General features: G+C 53.2%; 22 protein-coding genes. 15 read left to right on the forward strand and 7 right to left on the reverse strand.

From position 1 onward, the window contains the following. The first annotated feature begins 104 nt into the window (after nucleotides 1–104). From pepA to B1H58_RS04825, 4 genes are all read left to right on the forward strand, one after another. A complete protein-coding gene (gene pepA, locus B1H58_RS04810) occupies nucleotides 105–1613 on the forward strand; it encodes a leucyl aminopeptidase (protein ID WP_085068239.1) in 1509 nt (502 codons plus the stop codon). Nucleotides 1614–1818: 205 nt separating this feature from the next. Beyond that, complete coding sequence (locus B1H58_RS04815; RefSeq protein WP_085068240.1) at nucleotides 1819–2289, forward strand: DNA polymerase III subunit chi; 471 nt, start codon at nucleotides 1819–1821, stop codon at nucleotides 2287–2289. 5 nt (nucleotides 2290–2294) lie between these two features. Then, nucleotides 2295–5150: a valine--tRNA ligase gene (locus B1H58_RS04820; protein WP_085068242.1), complete on the forward strand. Its 2856-nt coding sequence runs from the start codon at nucleotides 2295–2297 to the stop codon at nucleotides 5148–5150. Nucleotides 5151–5284: 134 nt separating this feature from the next. Beyond that, a complete protein-coding gene (locus B1H58_RS04825; RefSeq protein ID WP_085068243.1) occupies nucleotides 5285–5788 on the forward strand; it encodes a GNAT family N-acetyltransferase in 504 nt (167 codons plus the stop codon). 171 nt (nucleotides 5789–5959) lie between these two features. Here the strand turns inward: B1H58_RS04825 and B1H58_RS21285 are convergent, their stop codons facing one another. Next, nucleotides 5960–6307: a putative T6SS immunity periplasmic lipoprotein gene (locus tag B1H58_RS21285; RefSeq protein WP_418304139.1), complete on the reverse strand. Its 348-nt coding sequence runs from the start codon at nucleotides 6305–6307 to the stop codon at nucleotides 5960–5962. A gap of 686 nt (nucleotides 6308–6993) precedes the next feature. On the opposite strand from B1H58_RS21285, the gene B1H58_RS21360 reads away from it, so the two are divergent. Both B1H58_RS21360 and B1H58_RS04835 read left to right on the forward strand, forming a co-directional pair. Beyond that, nucleotides 6994–7053: a hypothetical protein gene (locus B1H58_RS21360; RefSeq protein ID WP_472462603.1), complete on the forward strand. Its 60-nt coding sequence runs from the start codon at nucleotides 6994–6996 to the stop codon at nucleotides 7051–7053. Continuing rightward, nucleotides 7047–7373 (forward strand): DUF1493 family protein, encoded by a 327-nt coding sequence (locus B1H58_RS04835; RefSeq protein ID WP_085068245.1) that lies wholly within the window; start codon nucleotides 7047–7049, stop codon nucleotides 7371–7373. The genes B1H58_RS21360 and B1H58_RS04835 overlap by 7 nt, the downstream gene beginning before the upstream one ends. Before the next feature lie 30 nt (nucleotides 7374–7403). On the opposite strand, the gene miaE is transcribed toward B1H58_RS04835, so the two are convergent. Further along, complete coding sequence (gene miaE, locus B1H58_RS04840; protein WP_085068247.1) at nucleotides 7404–8174, reverse strand: tRNA isopentenyl-2-thiomethyl-A-37 hydroxylase MiaE; 771 nt, start codon at nucleotides 8172–8174, stop codon at nucleotides 7404–7406. Nucleotides 8175–8240: 66 nt separating this feature from the next. Further along, nucleotides 8241–8657: a ribonuclease E inhibitor RraB gene (gene rraB, locus B1H58_RS04845; RefSeq protein WP_085068248.1), complete on the reverse strand. Its 417-nt coding sequence runs from the start codon at nucleotides 8655–8657 to the stop codon at nucleotides 8241–8243. Between the two features lie 160 nt (nucleotides 8658–8817). Between rraB and argF the strand changes: the two genes are divergently transcribed. From argF to nrdG, 7 genes are all read left to right on the forward strand, one after another. Then, on the forward strand, nucleotides 8818–9837 hold the full coding sequence (argF, locus tag B1H58_RS04850; protein WP_085068250.1) for an ornithine carbamoyltransferase: 1020 nt from the start codon (nucleotides 8818–8820) through the stop codon (nucleotides 9835–9837). Nucleotides 9838–10075: 238 nt separating this feature from the next. Next, nucleotides 10076–11008 carry an aspartate carbamoyltransferase gene (pyrB, locus tag B1H58_RS04855; protein WP_085068252.1) on the forward strand — a complete coding sequence of 311 codons (933 nt, stop codon included), beginning with the start codon at nucleotides 10076–10078 and terminating at the stop codon, nucleotides 11006–11008. Between the two features lie 12 nt (nucleotides 11009–11020). After that, the gene (gene pyrI / locus B1H58_RS04860; protein ID WP_085068253.1) at nucleotides 11021–11482 is read left to right on the forward strand and encodes an aspartate carbamoyltransferase regulatory subunit; all 462 of its coding nucleotides are present in this window, start codon (nucleotides 11021–11023) and stop codon (nucleotides 11480–11482) included. Nucleotides 11483–11560: 78 nt separating this feature from the next. After that, nucleotides 11561–11947, forward strand: coding sequence for a 2-iminobutanoate/2-iminopropanoate deaminase (gene ridA, locus B1H58_RS04865; RefSeq protein WP_085068255.1), 387 nt, complete (start codon nucleotides 11561–11563; stop codon nucleotides 11945–11947). Nucleotides 11948–12470: 523 nt separating this feature from the next. Further along, nucleotides 12471–14138, forward strand: a complete 1668-nt coding sequence (gene treC / locus B1H58_RS04870; protein ID WP_085068256.1) for an alpha,alpha-phosphotrehalase — start codon at nucleotides 12471–12473, stop codon at nucleotides 14136–14138. A gap of 213 nt (nucleotides 14139–14351) precedes the next feature. After that, a complete protein-coding gene (gene nrdD / locus B1H58_RS04875; RefSeq protein ID WP_085068258.1) occupies nucleotides 14352–16472 on the forward strand; it encodes an anaerobic ribonucleoside-triphosphate reductase in 2121 nt (706 codons plus the stop codon). Continuing rightward, nucleotides 16469–16933 (forward strand): anaerobic ribonucleoside-triphosphate reductase-activating protein, encoded by a 465-nt coding sequence (gene nrdG / locus B1H58_RS04880; protein WP_085068259.1) that lies wholly within the window; start codon nucleotides 16469–16471, stop codon nucleotides 16931–16933. The genes nrdD and nrdG overlap by 4 nt, the downstream gene beginning before the upstream one ends. A 56-nt stretch (nucleotides 16934–16989) precedes the next feature. On the opposite strand, the gene B1H58_RS04885 is transcribed toward nrdG, so the two are convergent. Next, nucleotides 16990–17622, reverse strand: a complete 633-nt coding sequence (locus tag B1H58_RS04885) for an NAD-dependent epimerase/dehydratase family protein (RefSeq protein WP_085068260.1) — start codon at nucleotides 17620–17622, stop codon at nucleotides 16990–16992. A gap of 150 nt (nucleotides 17623–17772) precedes the next feature. On the opposite strand from B1H58_RS04885, the gene B1H58_RS04890 reads away from it, so the two are divergent. Then, nucleotides 17773–18294: a type 1 glutamine amidotransferase domain-containing protein gene (locus tag B1H58_RS04890; RefSeq protein ID WP_085068262.1), complete on the forward strand. Its 522-nt coding sequence runs from the start codon at nucleotides 17773–17775 to the stop codon at nucleotides 18292–18294. Nucleotides 18295–18386: 92 nt separating this feature from the next. On the opposite strand, the gene B1H58_RS04895 is transcribed toward B1H58_RS04890, so the two are convergent. Next, on the reverse strand, nucleotides 18387–18827 hold the full coding sequence (locus B1H58_RS04895; protein ID WP_085068263.1) for a YhbP family protein: 441 nt from the start codon (nucleotides 18825–18827) through the stop codon (nucleotides 18387–18389). 89 nt (nucleotides 18828–18916) lie between these two features. Between B1H58_RS04895 and B1H58_RS04900 the strand changes: the two genes are divergently transcribed. Next, nucleotides 18917–19219, forward strand: a complete 303-nt coding sequence (locus tag B1H58_RS04900; RefSeq protein ID WP_085072233.1) for a GIY-YIG nuclease family protein — start codon at nucleotides 18917–18919, stop codon at nucleotides 19217–19219. Here the strand turns inward: B1H58_RS04900 and B1H58_RS04905 are convergent. Then, nucleotides 19200–19709 (reverse strand): GNAT family N-acetyltransferase, encoded by a 510-nt coding sequence (locus tag B1H58_RS04905; RefSeq protein WP_085068264.1) that lies wholly within the window; start codon nucleotides 19707–19709, stop codon nucleotides 19200–19202. The genes B1H58_RS04900 and B1H58_RS04905 overlap by 20 nt on opposite strands. Next, on the reverse strand, nucleotides 19703–20227 hold the full coding sequence (gene ubiT, locus B1H58_RS04910) for a ubiquinone anaerobic biosynthesis accessory factor UbiT (RefSeq protein WP_085068266.1): 525 nt from the start codon (nucleotides 20225–20227) through the stop codon (nucleotides 19703–19705). Before ubiT ends, B1H58_RS04905 begins: the two co-directional genes overlap by 7 nt. Nucleotides 20228–20386: the final 159 nt, after the last annotated feature.

The following is a 20386-nucleotide window of genomic DNA, read 5'->3' on the forward strand; positions in this document are numbered from 1 at the left end:
TGACGCCTGGCTACCAGGAACGTCGTACGCAACGGCGTAAACGTTACGAAGCGGTACATTCTAGCCGCAGCCAGCGCCGTTGTCTTTAAGATTCAGGAGAGTGCATGGAGTTCAGTGTAAAAAGCGGTAGCCCGGAGAAACAGCGTAGTGCCTGTATCGTTGTGGGTGTCTTCGAGCCGCGCCGTCTGTCGCCAATCGCCGAACAGCTGGATAAAATCAGCGATGGCTATATCAGCGCCCTGCTGCGCCGCGGCGAGCTGGAAGGTAAAGTGGGCCAAACGCTGCTGCTGCATCATGTGCCGAATATCCTTTCTGAGCGGATTTTGCTCATTGGCTGTGGAAAAGAGCGAGAGCTGGACGAGCGCCAGTATAAGCAGGTCATTCAAAAAACCATTAATACGCTGAATGATACCGGCTCAATGGAAGCGGTCTGCTTTCTGACCGAACTGCATGTTAAAGGACGCAACACTTACTGGAAAGTACGCCAGGCGGTGGAAACGGCGAAAGAGACCCTTTACAGCTTCGACCAGCTGAAAAGCAATAAAGTCGAACCGCGTCGTCCGCTGCGTAAAATGGTGTTTAACGTGCCTACGCGCCGCGAGCTGACCAGCGGCGAGCGCGCCATTCAGCACGGCCTGGCGATTGCTGCCGGCATCAAAGCGGCGAAAGATCTTGGCAATATGCCGCCGAATATCTGTAACGCTGCCTATCTGGCTTCGCAGGCGCGTCAGCTGGCGGACGCCTGGAGCAACATCACCACGCGCGTTATCGGCGAACAGCAGATGAAAGAGCTGGGCATGAACGCCTATCTGGCGGTCGGCCAGGGTTCGCAGAATGAATCGCTGATGTCGGTGATTGAATATAAAGGCAGCCCTGACCCGGAAAGCAAACCTATTGTGCTGGTGGGGAAAGGGCTGACTTTCGATTCCGGCGGTATTTCCATCAAGCCTGCCGAAGGCATGGATGAGATGAAATACGATATGTGCGGCGCGGCTTCGGTCTATGGCGTGATGCGCATGGTGGCGGAGCTGAACCTGCCGCTGAACGTGGTCGGCGTGCTGGCCGGTTGTGAAAACATGCCGGGCGGCCGGGCGTTCCGTCCGGGCGATGTGCTGACTACCATGTCCGGCCAGACGGTAGAGGTGCTGAATACCGATGCCGAGGGCCGTCTGGTGCTGTGCGACGCCTTAACCTACGTTGAGCGTTTCGATCCGGACGTGGTGATTGACGTTGCCACGCTGACCGGTGCCTGCGTGATCGCGCTGGGTCATCATATCAGCGGCTTGTTGTCGAACCATAACCCGTTGGCGCACGAGCTGATCGGCGCTTCCGAGCAGGCGGGCGACCGTGCCTGGCGTCTGCCGATGGCGGATGAGTATCAGGAGCAGCTGGAATCCAACTTCGCTGATATGGCGAATATTGGCGGCCGTCCGGGTGGCGCGATTACCGCCGCCTGCTTCCTGGCCCGCTTTGCGCGCAAATATAACTGGGCGCATCTGGATATCGCGGGCACGGCCTGGCGTTCAGGTAAAGCCAAAGGCGCGACCGGTCGTCCTGTCGCCCTGCTGTCGCAGTTCCTGTTGAACCGCGCCGGACTGAACGGCGACGATTAAGCCTTCCTCATAATAAAAAGTCCCTGGCGCTTAAGCCGGGGATTTTTTTGCCTGCTGGCGCACTCTTTGTATCGCCTGACGCAGGTTTCCTTACGCCACTCTGTGCCAGGCGGGCAAATCCTGACTCACTTATGGTAAAGTGCTTTTTCTTCCGGCATCTAAGCCCGGAACAAGAATTTTCTGTCACGCATAAAGAATCCAGACCATGAAAAACGCAACGTTCTATCTTCTGGAGCAGGTTCCGGACCAGGGCTCCGCAGCGGATGATCTGAACGCCATTGAACGGCTGACCTGCGACCTTGCTGCCGAACACTGGCGTAAAGGCCAGCGCATTTTGATCGCCTGTGAAGATGAACAGCAGGCGATTCGCCTGGATGAGGCGCTGTGGCAACGTCCGGCCAACGCCTTCGTTCCGCATAATCTGGCCGGAGAAGGCCCGAAATATGGCGCGCCGGTGGAGCTGGCCTGGCCGCAGCGTCGGGGCAACGCGCCACGCGATCTGTTGATCAGCCTGCTGCCGCAGTTTGCAGATTTTGCCACCGCTTTCCATGAAGTGATAGACTTTGTCCCGAGCGAAGAATCTTTGAAACAGCAGGCGCGTGAACGCTATAAAGCCTATCGCAGCGTCGGCTTCCACTTGAATACGGCAACCCCGCCACAGCCGCAAACGACATAGCAGAAATGGAAAAGACATATAATCCGCAAGAGATCGAACAGCCGCTTTACGAGCATTGGGAAAAGCAGGGCTACTTTAAACCGAATGGCGATACCAGCCAGGAAAGCTTCTGCATCATGATCCCGCCGCCGAACGTCACCGGTAGCTTGCATATGGGTCATGCCTTCCAGCAAACCATCATGGACACTATGGTGCGTTATCAGCGCATGCAGGGGAAAAATACCCTGTGGCAGGTCGGAACCGACCACGCTGGTATCGCCACGCAAATGGTTGTAGAGCGCAAAATTGCCGCTGAAGAGGGAAAAACACGCCAGGATTACGGTCGCGATGCCTTTATCGACAAGGTGTGGCAATGGAAAGCGGAATCCGGCGGCACCATTACTAATCAGATGCGCCGCCTCGGTAACTCCGTAGACTGGGAGCGTGAGCGCTTCACTATGGATGAAGGTCTCTCTAATGCGGTGAAAGAAGTGTTTGTTCGCCTGTATAAAGAGAACCTGATCTACCGTGGCAAACGTCTGGTTAACTGGGATCCGAAGCTGCGCACCGCCATCTCCGATCTGGAAGTGGAAAACCGTGAAACCAAAGGTTCCATGTGGCATATCCGCTATCCACTGGCGGACGGCGCGAAAACCGCTGATGGTAAAGATTATCTGGTGGTTGCCACTACCCGTCCGGAAACTCTGCTGGGCGATACCGGCGTGGCGGTTAACCCGGAAGATCCACGTTATAAAGATCTGATCGGTAAGTATGTCGTGCTGCCGCTGGTGGATCGTCGTATCCCGATTCTGGGCGATGAGCATGCCGATATGGAAAAAGGCACCGGCTGTGTGAAGATCACCCCGGCGCACGATTTCAACGACTATGAAGTTGGCCGTCGTCATAAGCTGCCGATGATCAATATCCTGACCTTTGATGGCGATATCCGTGAAAGCGCTCAGGTTTACGATACCAACGGCGAAGAAACTGACGTCTACGCCACGACCCTGCCGGAACAGTTCCGGAAGCTGGAACGTTTTGCCGCGCGTAAAGCGATCGTCGCTGCTGTTGACGCGCTGGGCCTGCTGGAAGAGGTTAAAGCTCACGACCTGACCGTGCCTTACGGCGATCGCGGCGGCGTGGTGATCGAGCCGATGCTGACCGATCAATGGTACGTGCGCACCGCGCCGCTGGCAAAAGTGGCGGTTGAAGCGGTTGAGAACGGCGATATTCAGTTTGTACCGAAGCAGTACGAGAACATGTACTTCTCCTGGATGCGCGATATTCAGGACTGGTGTATTTCTCGCCAGCTGTGGTGGGGTCATCGTATTCCTGCCTGGTATGACGCACAGGGCAACGTCTACGTTGGCCGCAGCGAAGAAGAAGTGCGCGCGGAAAACCAGCTGGATGCCAGCGTTGCGCTGCATCAGGACGATGACGTGCTGGATACCTGGTTCTCTTCCGGTCTCTGGACGTTCTCTACCCTTGGCTGGCCGGAGAATACCGACGCGCTGCGCACCTTCCACCCGACCAGCGTACTGGTCAGCGGCTTCGATATCATCTTCTTCTGGATTGCGCGCATGATCATGCTGACCATGCACTTTATGAAGGATGAAAACGGTAAGCCGCAGGTGCCGTTCAAAACCGTCTATATGACCGGTTTGATCCGCGATGAAGAAGGCCAGAAGATGTCGAAATCGAAAGGCAACGTCATCGATCCGCTGGATATGGTGGATGGCATTTCTCTTGAGGCGCTGCTGGAAAAACGTACCGGCAACATGATGCAGCCGCAGCTGGCGGAGAAAATTCGCAAACGCACCGAGAAGCAGTTCCCGAACGGTATCGAGCCGGCGGGCACCGATGCGCTGCGCTTTACGCTGGCGGCGCTGGCCTCTACCGGTCGCGATATCAACTGGGATATGAAGCGTCTGGAAGGCTACCGCAACTTCTGTAATAAGCTTTGGAACGCCAGCCGCTTTGTGCTGATGAACACCGAAGAGAAAGATTGCGGGCAGAATGGCGGCGAAATGGTGCTGTCGCTGGCCGATCGCTGGATTCTGGCAGAGTTCAACAACACGGTGAAGGCTTACCGTGAAGCGCTGGACAGCTATCGCTTCGATATCGCTGCGAACATTCTGTATGAGTTCACCTGGAACCAGTTCTGCGACTGGTATCTGGAGCTGACCAAGCCGGTGATGCACAACGGTTCAGAAGCGGAGCTGCGCGGTACGCGTCATACGCTGGTTACCGTGCTGGAAGCGCTGCTGCGCCTGGCGCATCCGATTATTCCGTTTATCACTGAAACCATCTGGCAGCGGGTAAAAGTGCTGAAAGGCATCAGCGACGATACCATTATGCTGCAGCCTTTCCCGGCTTATAACGCGGCACAGGCAGACGATGCGGCGCTGGCTGATACGGAATGGCTGAAGCAGGCGATCGTGGCGGTACGTAATATCCGCGCCGAGATGAATATCTCTCCGGGTAAACCACTGGAGCTGCTGCTGCGGGGTGCCAGCGCCGACGCACAGCGCCGCGTTAGCGAGAACCGTAACTTCCTGCAGGCGATGGCGCGTTTAAGCGACATTACCGTGCTGGCACAGGGTGAGAAAGGTCCGCTTTCCGTCACCAAACTGGTGGATGGCGCTGAACTGCTGATCCCGATGGCGGGTCTGGTCGATAAGGAAGCGGAGCTGGATCGTCTGGCGAAAGAGCTGGCGAAGCTGGAAGCCGAGATGGAAAAAATCGACTCTCGTCTTTCCAACGAGTCTTTCGTTGCCCGCGCACCGGAAGCAGTCGTTGCGAAAGAGCGCGATCGTATGGCGGAGCTGGAACAGGGCAAAGCCAAACTGATTGAACAGCAGAGCGTTATCGCCGCGCTGTAATCCGCTAAAGCAAAAAACAACCGTGGCAGGGCAACCTGACCACGGTTTTTTTATGTCTTCGTTCTGTGCCATTGCATCAGGCGGCAAGCGATGTTATTACACTCTTTTTCCTTTTCTTAATCTGAGCCAGACGTATGAATATCGCCCCAGACACTTCGCTTCGCGTCCGCCCGATTACCGCAGCAGATAACCCGTATATTGCGCAGGTAATACGTACCGTATCCGCTGAGTTCGGCCTGACCGCTGATAAAGGCTATACCGTTTCCGATCCTAATCTGGATCGGCTATTTGAGCTGTATAACACGGAGAATAGCGCCTACTGGGTTATCGAGCTGGATGGCAAGATTATGGGCGGCGGCGGCGTGGCTCCGCTGCAGTGCAGCGCGCCGGATATTTGCGAACTGCAAAAAATGTATTTCCTGCCGCAGCTGCGCGGTCGCGGCATGGCGCACCGTCTGGCGTTACAGGCGATGGATTTCGCCCGTGAGCACGGCTTTAAGCGCTGCTACCTGGAAACCACCGCCAGCCTGACGCAGGCGATTCGGTTATATGAAAAACTGGGTTTTCAACATATTGACGGGCCGCTCGGTTGCACCGGTCACGACGACTGCGAAGTAAGGATGTTAAAGGCGCTGTAAGCGCCTTTTATTGGGCTTCTATTAATGAGTTTATCACTGGTGAACACAGCTGTACCTGGTAGCAGTACCAGGTAAAAGCAGTAAGTTGAAATTAATACATATAAGAATTCTCGTTATAGCATAGCATTATACTATGGAAACAAATCTTACCAAAACACTGATAACATTAAGCTATCTTCCTCCCGGGCTAATCTTTCCCTGGCGATCAACGGAAAACTCCAGCCTGTACTTATCGTTATCTAAAATATAAATAAGAGTGTATTTCGCATCTGATTGCAGGTTTGTGGAAATACACGTATCCGGATAGGTTTTATTTATATTATCTTCTGTAGCAATAGGCTTTTTATAATGATTTACGGATGAGCTTAGCAAGTAGTAAGATAACACCTTACCCGGCTGTGCATTAATACACACTGAATTTAAAGTAATGCTTGCGTTACCAGGATTTCTAAATTGCAGTCTGTCCCCTGAACCGCAGGATGTTAAAAAAAACAGAGCGAGTAAAATAAAATTTCTCACAAAGGGAACCCTCCCAATACTTTTTTATAATTCAAAATTAATGTATTATGGTTTTCATTCCGATGAAGGCCTTTATACTTTACAATATAATAATAATTTTTAAACCCGTGTGACGTTAGCAACCAGTAATCAGCGACGATAGCAGCCTGTTGCTCCATTGAATAGTCAGCCAGCCTGGGCTTTGTCAAATCATAAGAGTAATCAACAGCCCAGGAGAATAGCCCACGCATTATCACATACATGCCCTTTTGTTTTTGCCAGACATGCATCATTTCATGTATAAAAAGGTGTTTTAGATCGATGGAACTAATTGCTTAGCTTGTCACACTTGCCAGTATTACGCTTTATCGTAATAGTGTTGTTTTTAACCATTTTTAGATTTGTATTATTAATCCCTACATTATTATCGCACTTATAATTTAAGCATATTTACGGACAGCTCAGTTGCACCTGTTATGGCGACTGTATAATAGTAGTACTAAAGTTGCCGCAAGCGCCCTTTATTATTTATGTATTGACAGTTCTATTATTCAAGGATGTAGCCCTGTACGGTAAGCACGATAAAAAAATTAACATAGTGGACATTACTGAAGAACTGAACAGGAATTATTTTTAACGAGAATTAGTTAATTTTCTTTGATGGGGAACCGGGATAATTTCTGTTAGCAAACGATTTTTCTAAAATCATATTCAAAACGGTAGCAAACTATAATCGGATTGCGCGAGGTGATGATAAAATATGGTAACGGATGAAGCGGTTTTGTCGTTCTTTAGAGAACAGCTTCCTGTATTAGGGTTACTCCCTACGCAAAGTAACGCGCTGAGAATAGATGATATTCTTCAGGAATATACGGAACCCGAAGATTTAATGCCGGTAATACGCAAGTACCAACAGGTCTTCGGTGTGGATATCTCATCAATAAATATGGATAACTACTATCCCTGGAAAGTCAGCTGGTTTTTCCGCAAATGGTTTACGAAAAAACCGATAAAGCAAACCAGCCATCCCCTTACGGTCAGAATGTTTGCTGAATCAGCAAAAGCAGGTCGATGGCTATATGAATGATGATGCGCCCGAAGTTTTTGCTATAGCAACCTACGCGCTACGCCACGCCGGTACGCCGCTGTGGAAGCGTAGCTCGTTATCCGGTTCCTGAATCAAGCGTGCTTCGGCCTCACCGATTTGACGCACCCTGCCGGCAATATCAAAGGGTGCGATGCGTGCCGCCAGCGCCAGATAGTCCTGATAGTGACGCGCCTCGGAGCGCAGCAGCGAGACGTAAAATTTCGCCAGTTCCTCGTCCAGCCAGGGCGCCAGACTGGCAAAGCGTTCGCAGGAGCGCGCCTCAATGTAAGCACCGCAGATTAGCTTATCCACCAGCGTTTCCGGCTCGTGGGTAATCACTTCGCGCAGCAGGCCTTTGGCATACCGGCTGGCGGTGATCTTTTGATAAGCAATGCCGCGTGCCTGCATGATTTCCCATACCTGATAGAAATGGTGCAGCTCTTCTTTAATCAGCAATATCATCTTATCCAGCAGCTCATCGCCCCAGGGGATATCGTTACGGGCGATAATGCGCTTCGACAGGTTTTTATGCGCTTCAATAAACCCGCTGTCATGATCTTCGCGATGCACAAAGGCTTCATAAGGCTTTAGCCACGCAAGGATCGCCTCGCCGCTGGGCTTATCAGCAACATATTTACGAATCAGCCAGGTGGCCGTCTGTGCCGCTTTCAGTTCACAAACCATATGATCAGTGAGCAGCAAGGGGAGGTTTTCTGGTTTGCGCGCTTCATCAATCCACGCCTGCGGCGTACGACAATGCAGAAACTGGTGAATGGGAGCAAGGAGATCGGCGTAATTCATACTATCGCTATGGTTAAAAGGCGCGCCTTAACGGCACGCCGGATCAATATTTAAAGCGGCAGGCTATTAATGGCGGATACCGTCATCGTCTTCGTCAATGTAATCACCCTCTTCTTCATCTTCCGCATCCGGATCTTCGAAGTAGGTGCCCCAGCCGTCATAATCGACATTATGCTTGCCGGCCAGGTTAACCAGTTGCTCAACCTGCGCATCAAGTAGCTCAGGCTTAAGCGCCAGCTCGCTCAGGATATCAACACACATAACGGTTGAACCATCTTCCAGCTCCAGCTCTTCCGGCTCGGTCACCTCATAGCCCAGCTTGAAAGCGTCTACCGCTGCTTTCTCCAGCGCTTCGAAGCTGTCGCAGGAAAGATGATGCTCAATGGTGTAAAGCGCATCGGGGTCGCTGCCATCCTCCAGCAGCTCTTCGATAATCGCTCGCGTCTCTTCGCGCTGCTCTTCCAGCAATTCTTCATATGCCATGATGGGTTCCTCTGTTTTGGCAGACAATGTGATTATTTTCCCACACTGCACTCCGCGCCACTACACAAAAGCAAAAGTTTATTATGTATAGGGTTGAAAATGAATATTCATACGGTTAAATTGAATTTTAATTCAATTTAAAAAGGACAAGGAGTGCTGTATGAGTCAGTTTTATCAACGCCATTTCCTCAGGCTGCTCGATTTTACCCCGGCAGAAATTAATGCGCTGCTGGCCCTCGCTACTGAATTAAAAATCGCGAAAAAAAAGGGTGAGGAAGTGCCGCACCTGCAGGGCAAAAATATCGCGCTCATCTTCGAAAAAGAGTCGACCCGTACCCGATGCTCTTTCGAAGTTGCCGCGTTTGATCAGGGCGCCCGTGTTACCTATCTGGCGCCCAGCGGCAGCCAAATCGGCCACAAGGAATCGATTAAGGATACCGCACGCGTGCTGGGCCGCATGTATGACGGCATTCAGTATCGCGGTCACGGTCAGCAGATCGTAGAGACCTTAGCCGAATATGCTGGCGTGCCGGTGTGGAACGGCCTGACCGATGAGTTCCACCCTACCCAGCTGCTGGCCGATCTGTTAACCATGCAGGAACACCTGCCGGAAAAATCATTACGCGCAATGGTGCTGACCTATACAGGCGATGCGCGCAATAACATGGGCAACAGCCTGATGGAAGCCGCCGCGCTGATGGGCATCGATCTGCGGCTGGTCGCGCCGAAGAGCTGCTGGCCGGAAGAGCATCTGGTGAATGAATGCCGCGAGGTGGCAAAGCTGAACGGCGGAAAAATCACCCTGACGGAAGATATTGCCGAAGGGGTTAAACAGGCGGACTTTATCTATACCGACGTGTGGGTCTCAATGGGCGAAGCCAAAGAGCGCTGGCAGGAACGTATCGCCCTGCTGCGTAATTATCAGGTGAATATGGCCATGCTACAGCTTACCGGTAATGAAAAGGTGAAATTTCTTCACTGCCTGCCCGCGCTGCACGATGATCAAACCACGCTGGGGAAACAGATGGCCGGGCAATACGATCTGCATGGCGGCATGGAAGTCACCAACGAAGTATTTGAATCGGCGCACAGCATCGTTTTCGATCAGGCGGAAAACCGGCTGCATACCATTAAAGCGGTGATGGTCGCCACGCTGGCGAAACCGGGTAAATTAGCGTAACGCAAACAGTTACCCGGCGCGCGTTTTTTACTTGATGCCGCAAACCGAATGCGTATAATGCGCCACAATTTGTCGGGAGGACGCATGCAACTGAGTCATAAAACAGCGATCGCTCAATCACGCCTGAATGCAGGCGGCGCGCCTGTTTCCTTCCGTCAGCGACCAATCGTAAAAAAGCCCCTCATTGCAGGGGCTTTTTTTTCGTCCTTAATCCGGCACGCCTAAAGGAGAGTGACGCATGAATCCGCTGTATCACAAGCATATAATCTCGATTAACGATCTCAGCCGCGAGGAGCTGGAGCTGGTGCTGCATGCGGCGGCCAGCCTGAAGGCGCGCCCACAGCCAGAGCTGCTGAAGCATAAAGTGATTGCCAGCTGTTTCTTTGAGGCCTCTACGCGCACGCGTCTCTCTTTTGAAACGGCCATACAGCGCCTGGGTGCGGCGGTGGTCGGGTTTTCCGACAGCAGCAATACCTCGCTGGGCAAAAAGGGCGAGACGCTGGCCGATACCATTTCCGTTATCAGCACCTATGTCGATGCGATTGTGATGCGTCATCCGCAGGAAGGCGCGGCCCGTCTTGCCACCGAGTTTTCCGGCGCGATTCCGGTGCTGAACGCGGGCGACGGCGCGAATCAGCATCCCACTCAGACGCTGCTTGATCTCTTCACCATTCAGGAAACGCAAAGCCGCCTGAGCAATCTGAATGTGGCGATGGTTGGCGACCTGAAATATGGCCGCACCGTGCATTCCCTGACGCAGGCGCTGGCCAAATTTGACGGCAACCGCTTCTTCTTTATCGCGCCTGAAGCGCTGGCGATGCCCGCCTATATTACCGATATGCTGGATGAAAAAGGCATTGCCTGGAGCCGCCACGCCAGTATTGAAGAGGTGGTGCCGCAGGTGGATATTCTTTATATGACGCGTGTACAGAAAGAGCGTCTCGATCCCTCGGAATATGCCAACGTGAAGGCGCAGTTTGTTCTGCGCGCCGCCGATTTGCAGGGCGCACGCGACAATATGAAAGTGCTGCATCCGCTGCCGCGCGTTGATGAGATCGCCACTGACGTGGACAGAACGCCTTACGCCTGGTATTTCCAGCAGGCCGGCAACGGTATTTATGCGCGTCAGGCGCTTCTGGCATTAGTGCTTAACAGCGATCCGGTTCTGTAAGGAGAAAACAGTATGACGCAAGATAAATTACAGGTTGAAGCCATCAAACGCGGCACGGTAATCGATCATATTCCGGCGCAGGTGGGCTTTAAACTTTTAACGCTGTTCCGCCTGACGGAAACCGAGCAGCGCATTACCATCGGGCTTAACCTGCCCTCCGGCGCGCTGGGCCGTAAAGATTTGATCAAGATCGAAAACACTTTCCTTACCGACGAGCAGATCAATCAGTTAGCGGTCTATGCGCCGCACGCTACCGTTAACCGGATCGATGATTATGAAGTGGTCGCCAAGATCGTTCCTGTGCTGCCGGATCGTATTGAGCGCGTGCTGACCTGTCCGAACGGCAACTGCATCAGCCGCACGGAGCCGGTTTACTCCAGCTTTGCCGTCAGGAAACGCGCTGATAACGTTCAGCTGAAGTGCAAATATTGTGAAAAAGAATTTGCGCATCAGGTGGTGCTGGCGAACTGGTAAACACTTTCCGTCTCCCTATAATGGAAACCACAGGGCGGGCAGGCTGTCCGCCTGGCATCCCACATCTCAGGAGAATTTATGTCACGCGAAATCAGCACGGAAAATGCCCCTGCCGCTATCGGCCCCTATGTTCAGGGCGTCGATCTGGGGAGTATGATCATAACTTCCGGTCAGATCCCGGTCGATCCTAAAACCGGCACGGTCGCTGATGACGTTGCTGCGCAGGCGCGTCAGTCACTGGAAAATGTGCATGCCATTGTAGAAGCCGCAGGTCTGAAGGTAAGTGACATTGTGAAAACCACGGTGTTCGTTAAAGACCTTAACGACTTTGCCACCGTTAATGCCACCTATGAAGCCTTTTTCAACGAGCACGGCGCACCTTTCCCTGCTCGCTCCTGCGTGGAGGTGGCGCGTTTGCCAAAAGATGTAAAAATTGAAATCGAAGCGATTGCCGTACGTCGCTGATCGACATGACGGTAAAGCCGCGTCAGTTGCATGCGGCTTTTTAATACCGCTTTCCCGACAGGTCTCTTTTACTGGCGTAAAGCAGGCTTTTCCTGATTTGCTCATCTGCGCATGCCGATGACGCTGGCCTTTCCCTTTTGCGCGTATGCGCCGCTGCGTCAGTACTGCTAAGCTACTTTATTCACTTAGCGAAACGCCTTTTCTATATTGAACAGATGCAGCCGCGCATAGTGTGCTTTTCCTGACTATGGCGTGGTTAAATCAGCGGTGGCGGAAAATTTTTGCAACATCCCTGTAAAGAGTTTTACCAGGCTGCATAAAGGGCGCGGAGACGGCGCTATATTATGAAGCAACAGCCTTTTTCCACTCCTGAGAGGGCGTAAAAATCGCTTTTTCAGCGGATTCCTCAGCGTCCGGCGTGTCGTAATCGTAAGGAGTAGCTAACCTTACTGAGTGTGAAAAAGTAGACTTTTCGATAAAACGGGCGGCGGTTTTCGCCCCGATAAGCAATCAGGATTGAGCAATGAATAAAACTCCACCATGGTGGCAGAACGGCGTCATTTATCAAATCTATCCCAAGAGCTTCCAGGATACGACCGGTAGTGGCACAGGCGACCTGGCCGGTGTGATTCAGCGTCTGGACTACCTGAAAATGCTGGGTGTGGATGCGATCTGGCTGACGCCTTTTTATATTTCACCGCAGGTTGATAACGGCTATGACGTGGCGAACTACACCGCCATCGATCCCGCTTATGGCACAATGAGCGATTTCGACCATTTGGTTGAGCAGGCGCATAAGCGCGGGCTGCGTATTATCCTTGATATGGTGTTTAACCACTCTTCCACACAGCACCACTGGTTTCATGAATCGCTGAACCCGGAAAGCCCTTATCGCGACTACTATATCTGGCGTGATGGCAAGCCCAACGAACCGCCTAATAACTGGAAGTCAAAGTTCGGCGGCTCCGCATGGCGCTGGCATCCGGAAAGTAATCAGTACTATATGCACCTGTGGGCGCCTGAACAGGCCGATCTGAACTGGGAAAATGACAATGTCCGCGCCGAGCTGAAGCAGATTGTTAACTTCTGGGCCGATCGCGGTATCGATGGGCTGCGCCTCGATGTCATTAACCTGGTCTCCAAGCATCAGGATTTCCCTGACGATCCCGATGGCGATGGCCTGCGTCTTTATACCGACGGGCCGCGCATTCACGAATATATGCGTGAGATGAGCCGCGACGTTTTTCGTCCACGCGAACTGGTGACGGTCGGCGAGATGTCCTCTGCGACGCTGGAGCACTGCCAGCAGTATGGTTCGCTGGAGGGCGACGAGCTGTCGATGGTCTTCAGCTTTGACCATGTTGAAGTAGATTTCTGGAATGGCCAGAAATGGACGCTGACCCCGCTGGATCTGGTGGCGCAAAAGAAAATCTTTACCCACTGGCAGCAGGGTATGCACAATCGCGCCTGGAACGCCCTGTTCTGGTGTAACCACGATCAGCCGCGCGTGGTCTCACGCTGGGGCGATGATGGCGAATATCGTGTGCAGTCGGCAAAGATGCTGGCGATGGTGCTGCACGGTATGCAGGGCACGCCCTATATTTTCCAGGGCGAAGAGCTGGGCATGACCAACCCCGGCTTTACCCGCATCATCGACTACCGTGATATTGAAAGTCATAACATGTATGCAGAACTGCGTGCGCAGGGTCGCGACAGCGAAAACCTGCTGGCGATACTGGCCAGTAAATCGCGCGATAATGGCCGTACGCCAATGCAGTGGGACGCCAGCCAGAACGCCGGCTTTACGACCGGCACGCCGTGGATCGGCATGAGTCAAAATTATGAAACCATTAATGCCGAAGCGGCCATCGCTGACCCGAACTCGATTTTTTATGCTTATAAACAGCTTATTCAGCTGCGTAAGCGTTATCTGATCCTGACCTGGGGCGATTATCTCGATCTGCTGCCGAATCACCCTTATCTCTGGTGCTATCAGCGCCAGTATGAAGGTGAAACGCTGGTGGTGATGGCGAACTTCAGTCGTGAGGCGCAGACCTGGCATCCGGAAGAGTCGTTTGGCAGCAGTTGGGAAGTGCTGATGAGCAACTATCCGGATCCCAAAAACGAGCCAGGCGAGATGATGCTGCGGCCCTGGGAAGCAGTCTGGTGGTATCAGAAGAAAAATCATTGAGTTAAATCGCTGCGCGTGAATAACGCGCAGCGACATCTGTTTTGATCCCTCTTATAAGCTCTGTTTTTGCCGCCGTTTAACTTTTCAACCGCCTCTGGCGATCCTTGTTCTGCGTCAAGAAAAGTGCGCTTAAATCAGGCGCAAACCCCATATATAGCGTTTACTATTCATCACCAGTCCTACATATAGTAATGACTTCACGGGAGAACGGTGGTGAAAACGACGGTAGTAAAACGAGACGGCTGTCAGGTAGCCTTTGATCAGCAACGCATCGCTGAGGCGATTCGCGCCGCAGCCCGGGCCGCTCAGATTGAAGACGAAGCCTATTGCTTAGCGGTAGCCCAGCAGGTCAGTGAACAGGTCAGCAGCCGTGAGCGCGTCGATATTCATGAAATTCAGCAAGCCGTAGAAGACTTACTGATGGCAGGCCGCTATCCGCAACTGGCGCGTCAGTATATTGAGTACCGCCACGAGCGCGATTTAGCGCGTGAGCAGCGCGGTAAACTGAGCAAAGCCATTCGCGGGCTGGTGGAGCAAAACGATCCCGCCCTGCTGCATGAAAATGCCAATAAAGACAGCAAAGTAATCCCAACCCAGCGCGACCTGCTGGCAGGCATTGTTGCTAAACATTATGCCCAGCAGCATATGCTGCCGCGCGATGTGGTACGCGCCCACCAGCGCGGGGAAATCCACTATCACGATCTGGATTATGCCCCTTTCTTTCCGATGTTTAACTGCATGCTGATCGATTTAAAAGGCATGCTGACCAACGGCTTCAAGATGGGCAACGCCGAGATTGAACCGCCTAAATCCATTGCTACCGCAACGGCGGTAACGGCACAGATTATCGCGCAGGTTGCCAGCCATATTTATGGCGGGACCACGATCAACCGCATCGATGAGATCCTCGCCCCCTTTGTGGAGGTGAGCTATGAAAAACATTTAGCGGTGGCGCGTGAATGGCAGATTGGTGAAAGCGAGCGTTATGCCCGCGAACGCACCGAGAAGGAGTGTTACGACGCTTTCCAGTCGCTGGAGTATGAGGTGAATACGCTGCACACCGCCAACGGTCAGACGCCGTTTGTCACCTTTGGTTTTGGCCTGGGAACCAGCTGGGCGGCGCGCCTGATCCAGCAATCTATCCTGCGCAACCGTATTACCGGCCTTGGCAAAAATCGCAAAACCGCCGTGTTCCCTAAACTGGTGTTTGCGATTCGTGAAGGGCTTAACCGCCGTCCAGGCGATGCCAACTATGACATCAAACAGCTGGCTCTGGAGTGCGCCAGCAAACGCATGTATCCCGATATTCTTAATTACGATCGCGTCGTTGAAGTGACCGGCTCGTTTAAAACGCCGATGGGCTGCCGCAGTTTCCTCGGCGTGTGGGAAGAGAACGGTGAACAGGTTCATGATGGCCGCAACAACCTGGGCGTAATCAGCCTTAACCTGCCGCGTATTGGTCTGGAAGCGCGCGGTGACGAAGCGCGTTTCTGGCAGCTGCTGGATGAACGTCTGGCCATTGCGAAGAAAGCGCTGATGACGCGCATCGCCCGTCTTGAACAGACCAAAGCGCGTGTGGCGCCCATTCTCTATATGGAAGGTGCCTGCGGCGTGCGGCTTAACGCGGACGATAACGTGGCGGAGATTTTTAAAAATGGTCGCGCATCCATTTCTCTGGGTTACATTGGCCTGCATGAGACCATCAACGCCCTGAGCGGCGGCGAGACGCATCTCTACGACAGCGAAGCGTTGCGTGCCAAAGCGGTGGCGATCGTTACGCGTCTGCGCGAAGCGGTCGATGCCTGGAAAGAGGAGACCGGCTACGGCTTCAGCCTCTACAGCACGCCCAGCGAAAATCTCTGCGATCGCTTCTGCCGCCTGGATGCCGCCGAGTTTGGTCAGGTCAAAGGCGTAACCGATAAAGGCTACTACACCAACAGTTTCCACCTGGACGTAGAGAAAAAAGTTAACCCGTACGACAAGCTCGACTTTGAAGCCGTTTACCCGACGATCGCTAACGGCGGCTTTATCTGTTATGGCGAGTATCCCAATCTGCAGCACAACCTGAAAGCGCTGGAAGATGTCTGGGACTACAGCTATAACCACGTTCCTTATTACGGCACCAATACGCCCATTGACGAATGTTACGAGTGCGGCTTTACCGGTGAGTTTGACTGTACCAGCAAAGGGTTCACCTGCCCGTCCTGCGGCAATCACGATCCGGCCAGAGTCTCCGTTACGCGTCGCGTATGCGGTTATCTGGGCAGCCCGGACGCCCGTCCGTTTAACGCCGGTAAACAGGAAGAGGTAAAACGGCGGGTAAAACATCTGTGAATATTCACCAGTACTATTCCATTGATGTGATAAACGGACCGGGCACCCGCTGTACACTGTTTGTTGCCGGCTGTGAGCATGCCTGTCCCGGCTGCTATAACCAGCGTACCTGGCGGCTAAACTCCGGCGTGCCCTTTACTATCGATATGGAAGAAAAGCTGATAGGCGATCTGAACGATCGCCGTATTCCACGTCAGGGATTATCCCTTTCCGGCGGCGATCCGCTGCATCCAGCCAACGTGCCCGATGTGCTGCGGCTGGTGCGTCGCGTACGGCGCGCTTGCCCCGGTAAGGATATCTGGCTATGGACCGGCTACACGCTGGCAGAGCTTAGCGAAGCCCAGAGAAAGGTCGTGGCTGAACTGGATGTGCTGGTAGACGGCAAATTTATCCGGGAGTTAAAAGATCCTGCGCTGGTCTGGCGTGGGAGCAGTAACCAGGTTATTCATTACCTGCGCTGAGCATCGCCCCGTCGTCCCTGAGCAATGGCTTGCAGGCTGACGTATTCTTTCACGCTTTATCTGGAGCGGGTAATAGCAGCAGATTCAATAATGGTGACGTTATTGTGGCCAGGCGAAAAAGCCTCGCGCATCATCGCGCCGGCAACATCTTTCGCCGCCACTGCCCGCCAGTTACCCGGCAATAGCTTAAACAGAGGCGCAAAAAACGCTTCGCCCGGCCGCGGTTGCTGCCTGTCGCCCAGCAGCAGAGAGGGACGAATAAGCGTCAGGCGCGGCCAGCTCTGCTGTTGCAACGCCCGCTCCATCTCCCCTTTGACCCGATGATAGAAAAAAGGTGAATTGACGCTGGCTCCATGCGCACTTACCGCCAGCATATGTTTGGCCCCAAGGCGCTGACCAGCAATCGCACTGTCCACCACCAGCGTATAATCAACATGGATAAAGGCAGCCTTGCTGCCCGCCTGCTTACGCGTGGTACCCAGGCAGCAAAAGACAATATCAATCGGTTGCTGCAAAGGGCGCAGCACATCGGTCAGATCCGCTTCCACTGGATTGATCACTTTATTCATTGGCGAAAGCGCGCGTCGCGTGGGCGCAATAATTTCGCTGACGCGCGGCTCGGCAATCAACATCCGCAGCAGGTGACTTCCGACCAGGCCGCTGGCTCCGGTTAATAGTACTCGACTCATTGTCTCTCCCGACAGGCGGCCTGCAGGCTCCGCGTGGCATTTAACTGGCTGTTATCAATGAGGTTAGCAGAGAAAGCGCAGTTGATGGTTTGATTTTTCAGCATACTCAGCCAGGCTTAACCGGTAGCACCACATAAACAGGAGGAAAAGATGAGCAAGAAAATAGCGGTGTTGATAACCGATGAATTTGAAGACTCTGAATTTACCTCCCCTGCAGAAGCCTATACCAAAGCGGGCCATGAAGTTGTGACCATCGAAATGGAAGCCGGTAAAACGGTAACGGGTAAGCAGGGAAAGGCACAGGTAAAAATAGATAAAGATATTGACCATGTTAGCCCGGCGGAATTTGATGCGCTGTTGCTGCCAGGGGGACATTCGCCAGATGCGCTGCGTGGCGACGACCGCTTCGTTAACTTTACTAAAGAATTTGTCGCCAGTGGGAAACCGATCTTTGCGATCTGCCACGGTCCGCAGCTGTTAATCAGCGCCAACGGCGTGCGTGGTCGTAAAATGACCTGCGTGAAAGCCATCGCCATCGATCTGAAAAATGCCGGCGCGGACTTCTACGATAAAGAGGTGGTTGTCGATAATGACAAGCTGGTAACCAGCCGTACGCCAGAAGATTTGCCTGCCTTTAACCAGGAATCGCTGCGTATTCTCAACAACCTTTAAGACTACTCTTTCTCTGCTGTGCGGCAGCCTGTCGCACAGCTTGCATCCTGCACCAGGAAGCGGCTCATCGGAATACGCGCCCTTTTCTGCTGTTACCGGCTTTCTTCTGTATTACGCAGCCAGTGATTTTTTTTACCAAAACCTAATGTGTTGTCGGTCATTTTGATCTCGTCGAGCCGGATCTCCCACAGCGGCGCGGATACCGTGCGCGCCACAGGAAAACGTTGGCAGTAAGCGGCGCGCGCCCGCTGCTCCTGTTCACCCTGCAGTAAATGCGCCGTGCCAAGAAACTGGATGCCCTTAATCAACATCACCGTTTTTGTCTGGCCGCTTACCGTGCCCGCTACCTGTGGCTGCTGCATCATTAAAGCGCCGTGGCGCGTTTCGGCTTCCGTCATTATCCAGAACGCCATACCGGTTTCATCGAACACGTAAAAACAGTTGGCACACCAAACTGTTTCATTATTACCACAGCAAACAGACAGCACATGCTGCTTTTTTAAATAGCGAATTATCGCGCTAACGTCAGACACGCTTGCTCCAGAAATAAAAAAAGCGGCTATCCATGACCAACAGGAACCCTTGCCGTTACAATGCCATATCCGCAATGGAGGTTAACAAGATGAGTGAAATCGCCCCCGCGCCCTGGCAACTTTATATTGTGCGTACCGCTGCCGGTTCGCTTTATACCGGCATCAGCAATAATGTACCGCGTCGCTTTCAACAGCACCTGAAGGGCACCGGCGCTAAAGCATTGCGTGGCAAAGGCCCGCTGGAACTGCTGCTTACCTGTGAAGCGGGCGATCGCGCCATGGCCTCCCGTCTGGAGTATCAGGTTAAACAGCTGTCACGGCAGGAAAAACTCAGGCTGGTGGCCAACCAGCCGATTTCGCTGGCGCGCTGGCTTAGCGATCGTTCAGGTTAAAATGCGTGGAATAAGCCACCTCACCGCTCGCATCCACAAAGGCATCATCCGCCAGCTTGTAGACCTGAAAAGCAGCTTCGGTGCCCGGCCAGGGGCAATGGAGCTGATGGCGTGCGGCCGGCTCAAAGCCATAACGACCAAACCAGGCGGGATCGCCCAGCACCACAACCGCCGCATAACCAAACTCATTTAGCGTATCCAGCCCTTCAAAAAGCAGCTGTTGACCTATGCCCTGGCGGCGCACGCGCTCATCTACCGCCAGCGGAGCCAGCCCCACCCAGTTGCGATCTTCGTCCTGCAAGGTTACCGGGCTGAAAGCGGCATAGCCAAGAACCTGTCCCTCTTCGTCAGTGGCGACCACGCCCAGCGTAAGCTGGCCATCTTCCCGCAGCCGTTGCACCAGATCCGCCTCGGCGCCGGTGGGAAAACAGCGGCGCAGCAGGCTATCGATACCGGCCGCATCCACCCCTATTTCTGTACGAATTAACATGAAACACCTGCGCGATCTCCTGGAGATTTCGCGTCCTCGTTCAGGCCGGCCTCGACAAAGTCAGCCAGCTGCATTAATCCAATGCGCAGCGGCGCTGGCATATTTTCCAGTTCGATGGCATCCATCAGATTTTTCACCTCCAGCCCCAGCTCGGTGTCGCCTTCGATCACCAGCCGACGCTGGAAGAAAAGCGTATCCGGATCGACTTTCCGTGCGGCGATTAGCAGCAGATCGTTAGCGCTGCCGCGGAACAAGACATCCGCGTCATCAAGGTTGCTAATCTGTAACCGACCGTCCTGCAGCGTAACGGCCCAGCGCAGCGCGATATCATGAATATCAATACCCAGCCAACGCCCTTCCAGAAAGTCTAACTCACCTTCCTCCAGCGCATGGCTAAATTGCATATTCAGCAGCTGCTGTAGCAGGCGTTTTTTCAGGGTAAACGGCGTGAACTGCACCGGCAGACGCAGCAGACGCGGTCCATGATTAACACACTGAGCGCGAAGCATATTTAACACAGTCTTTACTCCTTTAAATAAATAAGTGTTATTTTGCCACAGCACCACTTTTCCCGGGCTGGCTGGATCAATAAATCTCGCTGCCAGATGAACAATTCAGCCACACTAATCCGATCAATACGCCATTCGCTGCCTTAAATCAAAATTTCTCGCGCTGAG

Origin of the sequence: Pantoea alhagi, assembly GCF_002101395.1 — a bacterium.
Classification (GTDB): Bacteria; Pseudomonadota; Gammaproteobacteria; order Enterobacterales; family Enterobacteriaceae; genus Mixta; species Mixta alhagi.

Bases quoted from the DNA above. Each gene is read 5' to 3' on its own strand.
- rraB (WP_085068248.1), bottom strand. From the start codon at position 8,657: ATGGCATATGAAGAATTGCTGGAAGAGCAGCGCGAAGAGACGCGAGCG.
- pepA (WP_085068239.1), top strand. From the start codon at position 105: ATGGAGTTCAGTGTAAAAAGCGGTAGCCCGGAGAAACAGCGTAGTGCC.
- pyrI (WP_085068253.1), top strand. From the start codon at position 11,021: ATGACGCAAGATAAATTACAGGTTGAAGCCATCAAACGCGGCACGGTA.
- miaE (WP_085068247.1), bottom strand. From the start codon at position 8,174: ATGAATTACGCCGATCTCCTTGCTCCCATTCACCAGTTTCTGCATTGT.
- pyrB (WP_085068252.1), top strand. From the start codon at position 10,076: ATGAATCCGCTGTATCACAAGCATATAATCTCGATTAACGATCTCAGC.
- B1H58_RS04905 (WP_085068264.1), bottom strand. From the start codon at position 19,709: ATGTTAATTCGTACAGAAATAGGGGTGGATGCGGCCGGTATCGATAGC.
- B1H58_RS04825 (WP_085068243.1), top strand. From the start codon at position 5,285: ATGAATATCGCCCCAGACACTTCGCTTCGCGTCCGCCCGATTACCGCA.
- argF (WP_085068250.1), top strand. From the start codon at position 8,818: ATGAGTCAGTTTTATCAACGCCATTTCCTCAGGCTGCTCGATTTTACC.
- B1H58_RS04890 (WP_085068262.1), top strand. From the start codon at position 17,773: ATGAGCAAGAAAATAGCGGTGTTGATAACCGATGAATTTGAAGACTCT.
- treC (WP_085068256.1), top strand. From the start codon at position 12,471: ATGAATAAAACTCCACCATGGTGGCAGAACGGCGTCATTTATCAAATC.
- B1H58_RS04900 (WP_085072233.1), top strand. From the start codon at position 18,917: ATGAGTGAAATCGCCCCCGCGCCCTGGCAACTTTATATTGTGCGTACC.
- ridA (WP_085068255.1), top strand. From the start codon at position 11,561: ATGTCACGCGAAATCAGCACGGAAAATGCCCCTGCCGCTATCGGCCCC.
- B1H58_RS04885 (WP_085068260.1), bottom strand. From the start codon at position 17,622: ATGAGTCGAGTACTATTAACCGGAGCCAGCGGCCTGGTCGGAAGTCAC.
- B1H58_RS04835 (WP_085068245.1), top strand. From the start codon at position 7,047: ATGGTAACGGATGAAGCGGTTTTGTCGTTCTTTAGAGAACAGCTTCCT.
- B1H58_RS04820 (WP_085068242.1), top strand. From the start codon at position 2,295: ATGGAAAAGACATATAATCCGCAAGAGATCGAACAGCCGCTTTACGAG.
- B1H58_RS04815 (WP_085068240.1), top strand. From the start codon at position 1,819: ATGAAAAACGCAACGTTCTATCTTCTGGAGCAGGTTCCGGACCAGGGC.